Source organism: Rhizobium acaciae, from assembly GCF_025941625.1.
In the GTDB taxonomy this organism is placed as follows: Bacteria; Pseudomonadota; Alphaproteobacteria; order Rhizobiales; family Rhizobiaceae; genus Rhizobium; species Rhizobium acaciae.
This window is the reverse complement of sequence record NZ_JAPCZO010000064.1, coordinates 1-2101: the sequence shown is the minus strand read 5'-3', so window position 1 is coordinate 2101 and position 2101 is coordinate 1. Positions and strand designations below refer to the sequence as shown.

The 2101-nt window shown below is 62.0% G+C and carries 3 protein-coding genes; all 3 read left to right on the top strand.

Annotation, left to right across the window (positions count from 1 at the left end; genetic code table 11):
• Nucleotides 1-647 (top strand): hypothetical protein (locus tag OLZ32_RS39055; RefSeq protein ID WP_264425711.1); only part of this gene is annotated, 647 nt, incomplete at its 5' end.
• Nucleotides 648-715: 68 nt separating this feature from the next.
• Nucleotides 716-1555, top strand: a complete 840-nt coding sequence (locus tag OLZ32_RS39050) for a hypothetical protein (RefSeq protein ID WP_193565965.1) — start codon at nt 716-718, stop codon at nt 1553-1555.
• 8 nt (nt 1556-1563) lie between these two features.
• Nucleotides 1564-2101: hypothetical protein (locus OLZ32_RS39045; RefSeq protein ID WP_264425707.1), on the top strand; the 538-nt coding region annotated here is incomplete at its 3' end.

Here is a 2101-nt window from a genome sequence, read left to right as displayed (position 1 = left end):
GCAACTACCGCATGGCCGGCGACGTGGTGAGCGCGGCCAGCCCGCATCTCGGCGAGGTGGTGTCGCTGGCCAGCCAGAACGACATCCAGAGCCTGCGCGCTGGGCGTTATCTGGATGCGCCGGCCGGCGCGCCGCCGCCCAATGCGTTGATCGCGATGCGGCTGGACGACCACGGCGGGCAGCAGCATTTCAATAGCAAGAGCCCGGACAACATACTGCACCCCCAACGCTTCCAGGAAGCGGCGCAACGCTACGCGCAGCATCAGACGGCCATCGACCAGTTCGGCAGCGATGTGTCGCGCGCCCGCGCGGAACTGGCGCAGTCGCTGCGGCAGATGCACGGCCACACCGGCCAGGGCCAGCTGTCGCCGAATGTGCAGCGGCAGGTGAACGAAGTCCTGGCATTGCAGGCCGACCCGTCCATCCGCGCCGGCATCGAACGCAACGCGCCGGTGCAGGGGGCCGAACACGGCCTGCTCTACGGTGCCGGCGTCGCCCATGCGACCGGCCGTGCCGCGCACGACCTGGACGAACGCGTGGCGTCGGCGGCGCGCGAGGCCGGTGCCTATGGCGCGTCCGTCATCCCCCTGGCGCCGCTGGCCATGGCCTCGCTGGTCCCATGGACACGTCAAGCCATGGCAGCATAGGGTTCTTGGCGTAAGATCGCGTGCGCAGGTTGGAGACCTGGCCACACAATAAGGAGAGAGAACGCGTGATGAGCCGCGACACCAACGACCACAGCGACAACCCCTATCGTCCGCGTGCACGCACGGTGCGCGATCCGCATCACGATGCGCAGTTGCTGCGCGATGTGGCCATCATCAATGCCCAGGTGCGCGACAGGCTCGGCCCGCTGCCGGCCGGCGGATTGCCGGTGCACCCCAAGCGCAAACCCAACCTGCCGCCGCCGCCATCCGTTACTGCCGCATCCGCGATTTACCCGCCCGAGGACGACCCGATGAAACTGCACCACCTGGCCGCTGCCGCCATCATGCCCATGGCCGTGGCCGCTGCGGGTTGCTCGAAAGGCATCGATGTCGGCAACGACGGCGCAACTGGTCACCTGAACCCGCATCCGGTGAAGCGCTACGAAGTCATTGCCACCTCGCATGCGCCAGGGCCGTGGGACTCGATTAAGGCGTATATCAGCTACGAGGTTGCAAACACAAAATGCGTGCCGATGATCCCATTCATTGGGGAGCAGCACCTCCCCAATACCGGGCTAGACGTTTCCATGGTTCGCGTGGACGACAACACCTGGAAAGGATATTTCTATCGCGACGCCTTGTTGGACGAGGATTACTTCAAGCTTGGCGTGTGCCATTGGGATGTCACAAGCGTGGGCATTAGTGCTGCAGGGCAAGGCGTAAGATTCAATTGGGTCGGTATGTTGGACGAACTCCTGCGCGACAGTCCTGAGGCTAGCTATTTCAAAAAGAGTGCATATGGGGATCGGTCTCTCGTTAAATATGGTGCTCAAGACCTAACCGCAGAAGACGATGAAGTGCTTCAACACCCCGATGCGTATTTCCCAGTCACTATCGCTGTCAAGTAAGTCAAGCTATGAAGTCCATCGATCAAGCGCTCGCTGACGCAGCTAATGACTCGTATGCCAATCGCCTAAGAAGTGATATTGATTCGCCACAAGCCGTTTTCCTAGATGGAAAAAAATACCAAGTCTTCGGCTACGCAGGTGACCTAGCTACCGGTTTTCATGCAACTGCATATCAGAGTATAGATAAGCCGCATAACATCATCATCGCCTACCGCGGCACCGACCCAGGTTTATTTTCCGGCGCAACCAAGGCCGAAAAGGCCGACCACGCGCTCACCACGCTGCAGGACATCGCCGTCGATGCCAAAATGGTGCGCGATACCGTCAACGCGCAAACTGCCGCGGCCGATGCGTTCACCGCGCAGATGATCGCCAAGGCGGCCAGGCAGGGCATCCCCAAGGAACACGTCTTCGCCGCCGGCCACTCTCTTGGCGGCGCAGTGGCGGAAATCGAGGCCGCCAAATACGGCCTGCGCGGTGCCACCTTCAATGGCTTCGGCGCGGCGGATCTGATCGATGGCCCGCCGCAACCGGGTTTCCACCTCA

What these genes read in the sequence shown, in the direction of transcription:
- OLZ32_RS39050 (WP_193565965.1), top strand. Translation starts at nt 716, where the DNA reads ATGAGCCGCGACACCAACGACCACAGCGACAACCCCTATCGTCCGCGT.